This is a genomic window from Ruficoccus amylovorans (assembly GCF_014230085.1).
GTDB classification, from domain to species: domain Bacteria; phylum Verrucomicrobiota; class Verrucomicrobiia; order Opitutales; family Cerasicoccaceae; genus Ruficoccus; species Ruficoccus amylovorans.
On sequence record NZ_JACHVB010000041.1, the window covers coordinates 1 to 3,368 of the forward strand.

Annotated in this window: 3 protein-coding genes; 2 read left to right on the forward strand and 1 reads right to left on the reverse strand. The window is 60.1% G+C overall.

Annotation, left to right across the window (positions count from 1 at the left end):
* The first annotated feature begins 64 nt into the window (after nucleotides 1–64).
* Complete coding sequence (locus H5P28_RS14310) at nucleotides 65–1,474, forward strand: tyrosine-type recombinase/integrase (RefSeq protein WP_185676397.1); 1,410 nt, start codon at nucleotides 65–67, stop codon at nucleotides 1,472–1,474.
* Between the two features lie 675 nt (nucleotides 1,475–2,149).
* On the opposite strand, the gene H5P28_RS14315 is transcribed toward H5P28_RS14310, so the two are convergent.
* On the reverse strand, nucleotides 2,150–2,428 hold the full coding sequence (locus H5P28_RS14315) for a helix-turn-helix domain-containing protein (RefSeq protein WP_185675413.1): 279 nt from the start codon (nucleotides 2,426–2,428) through the stop codon (nucleotides 2,150–2,152).
* Between the two features lie 176 nt (nucleotides 2,429–2,604).
* Here H5P28_RS14315 and H5P28_RS19905 point away from each other — a divergent pair, with 176 nt between their 5' ends.
* Nucleotides 2,605–3,216, forward strand: coding sequence for an ankyrin repeat domain-containing protein (locus H5P28_RS19905; RefSeq protein ID WP_185675414.1), 612 nt, complete (start codon nucleotides 2,605–2,607; stop codon nucleotides 3,214–3,216).
* Nucleotides 3,217–3,368 lie beyond the last annotated feature (152 nt).

A 3,368-nucleotide genomic window follows, 5' to 3' on the forward strand; every position in this document is an offset into this window, starting at 1 on the left:
TTTAATGAATTTATACGTAGCTCATGGTTTGACTGTTGCCTAAAATAATGCCTAAAACTCGGGTATGGCTCGCCCCAAAAAAGATGAACGTTTCAGGGTTACGCTTATCACAGCAGCATCGGGGCGCAAGTTGTGGCGGCTTGATGGGTACTGGCCCGATGGTAGGCGTGAGCGTAAGCGGTTTAAGATCAAGGCAGACGCCTACGAATATCGGGCCAAGATTGAAAATGAGGCCAGTGGGCAGGTGGCGGACTATCAACTTCAGCGAACATCACTGAGCCGGGAGGAACTCAGTGATGCCGAAGTAGCCCGCGGCCTGACCAAGGGAAGGGCTCTGGGCGAAATCGTCTCCCATTACCTCAAACTGGAGGAAACCGTTAGTGCCCGGATGCACCTGTCGCTGGATCAGGCGGTGGAGTATCTGCTCAAGCATTACCGTCCCGAGTTGGAGGAGGTGTCTGTCACGACCGCCATTACCCGTTTTCTCGGGGGGAAGGAGCATGCCCGTCCCAAGACTCTCTCTCATTATGAGTCCTCTCTGAAGCTTCTGCAACGGCTTGACCCGAACACTCTGGTCCACCGGATCGGTCTTCGGGAACTGGAGTCGTTGCTGAGTAAGTATAAGAACCTCAACACCCAGAAGACATATCGGCGGGGTCTGAACACCTTTTTCAACTGGTGCGTACGGCGGCATCACTGTCTTGAGAACCCTTGTTCACGCCTGGACTCCCTGCCTGCGGACTCCTCGCCGGTGAGGATCCTGAGGTTTGAGGAGGTCCGGAGGCTGCTACGGGCAGCCTTGCTCTATCAGGAGGGAATCATGGCTCCGGTGGTGGCGATTGGAATCTTTGCCGGGTTGCGTCCGAGTGAGATTGAAGATCTGAAGCCGAGCAACATCAGGGACGAGTTCATCGTTGTTACCGGGGGCAAGCTTCGTCGCAAGATGAACCGTCGTGTACCCTTGCCTGATATCCTAAAAAACTGGTTATCCAAGTATCCCTTTGACGGTTTACCTGCGGGAAGCACCTACAAAATGAAGTCTCTCAAAAAGGCTACGGGTGCCGAGGTATGGGTTCAGGACATCATCCGCCACACTTCGATCAGTTACCAGTTGGAGCGTGACCGGGACGAGGCTCACACGGCCTTCAACAACGGGACCTCCCGTGCGATGATCGACAGCCATTACCGGGATGTGGTTGAAGACCCTCAGGAGGTGGAGGCTTACTGGTCCCTGACACCGGAGTCTCTGGAGGGGGTCGAGGTCGAGCTGCCCGCCGGTCAGGGCTTTGATGACTGGCCCACAGACAAGGTGTTGTCTCGGCTGGTGTGGGAGAAGCCTCTGCGGGCACTCGGGGCGGAGTTGGGGGTCTCCGACAACGCGGTGCGCAAGCGTTGTCTTGCGAGGGGGATCGAGCTTCCGAAGAATGGTTACTGGCAGCGTCAGCATGCCCGGGAGAGGTTCGGGCGAGGCTGACCCACATTCTTCGGCTCCGGCGTTCCGGGCCTGCCGCAAGTCTGTGTCACCCCGATGGGGGAGGGGGGGCACGGTTTGGTTGGAGGGCCGCATGGCTGACGCCGGGCGACACAGGAGGGCGGAGTCTTGTGTGTTAGTAGGGGAGTCCGATTGTGGAGAATGTCTCACTCTCCCCTTTTGGCCCGATTCTTTTCGTTATCATAGGGCCAAATACCCCGCACGTCATGTTCAGTGCCCTGTTAGTTATCTGAGTAGCAGGGGTTAGTAGAAGTGGGCACGTAGAGGAGCCCTGTCATGATATCCCGATCAGGGCGTGGTGGGTGGGCCTTTAGGCGTCGTTGGAAGCCTTTTTGAGCGGGGATAATGGCTCGAAACAGGGGGCTAATGCCCCTTTTTGCCCCTTAAAAATCCCCCCTTGGGGGCGTTGATGAGACACCGGTCCCCAGGGGCCCTATGTCAAATATTTGCCCTTTGGGTCCCCAGGGTCCCTGTGGGACCGGTGTCTCCTTGATGTAATTCCCTCTGCTTCATCCCCCCGTGAAAGGCACTTCAGGCGGACCGGACGGAGAGACCCTGTGGTCCTGCTTCTCCTCGCCGGGTGGCCAGGCCGATGAAGAGTTCCGGCCCCGTGCGGTGTCCTCTATTCGGAGAAGGTGAGAGGGAGAGGTGAGAGGCTTACTTGTGGACGCGGCTGCTGGCGACCTTGCGGACGGGTTTTGACTTCGTGGGGAGGGTCGGGGCGAGGAATTCATGCGCTTCCAGGCTGAAGGCCCGGGCGATCCGCTCAACCGTACTGACCCAGATCTCCTTCTTGCGGCAGGACTCGATCTGCTGAAGGAATTTCTCGGACATGTCGGCGAGCTCCGCCAGCTCCTGCTGGGTCATGCCATGTTTCTGGCGCAGCTCTCGGCTTCTTTGGGCGACACGTTCGACTGAGTTCACCCCAGCGATCATAGTGGAAAAGGCTTGCTATTGTTACCAGTGATCGCTGGGGTAGTCGGGCCATGGTAAAACTACTGATTCTGCTCATAACGTCCTTCGTCTGGTTGGGGTTTGCCGGTCTTTGTGGCTGTGCGGCAACGGTCTCTTCTCCTAAAGAGGAAGGCGGTGTTAACCCTGCTGAGCCCGGAGTGTCCTCTGGCCCACGGGCAGCGGTGCTGTGGACTCCCTTGGGGCAGGCGGCGAGGCAGACGGACGACCCGGCGGTCATTCGCAGCCTTGTGCGGGCCGGGGAGGATCCCAGCGGGAGAAACCGCTACGGTGCGACGGCGTTGATGTACGCGGGCCTCTCCAACCCCTCGGTGGCGGTCATTCAGGCCCTGATCGCAGCCGGGGCGGACCCGAACGATGCCGACGACGATGAGTTGACCCCGCTGATGTATGCGGCCCAGGAAAACACCCCCGAGGTCGTTCGGGCCCTGCTGGAGGCGGGGGCGCTTCCGAATGCCCAAACCCAATACGGCTGGACCGCTTTGATGGCTGCTGCCGCCACCAACTCGCCTGCGGTCATTCGGGCACTGGTGGTGGGCGGGGCGGACCCCAACGGCACAGACGGATACGGGTTGACGCCGCTCATGCTGGCGGCGGCCCTGAATCCCGACCCCGCGGTGATCGAGGCCCTTGTGGAGTCCGGGGCAAAGGTGGAGGCGGTGGACGCTCGCGCAGACACGGCGCTTGATTACGCGCGTCAGCAGGACAACGCGGGGGCCGTCACGGTGCTCGTGGAGCTTGGGGGGAAATGACGTTGGAGGCGAGGTCACAGACAGTGCTCCCCTGTGCCCGGAGGCATCGCTCCGGTCGGCGGCGCCTGGCTTCCGTCCCAGTCAAGGGGCTGTTGTGCCTGCTGGGGCTTTTGGTCTCAGGGGCGGGGCAGGCGCAGGGGGCCGGGGCCTTC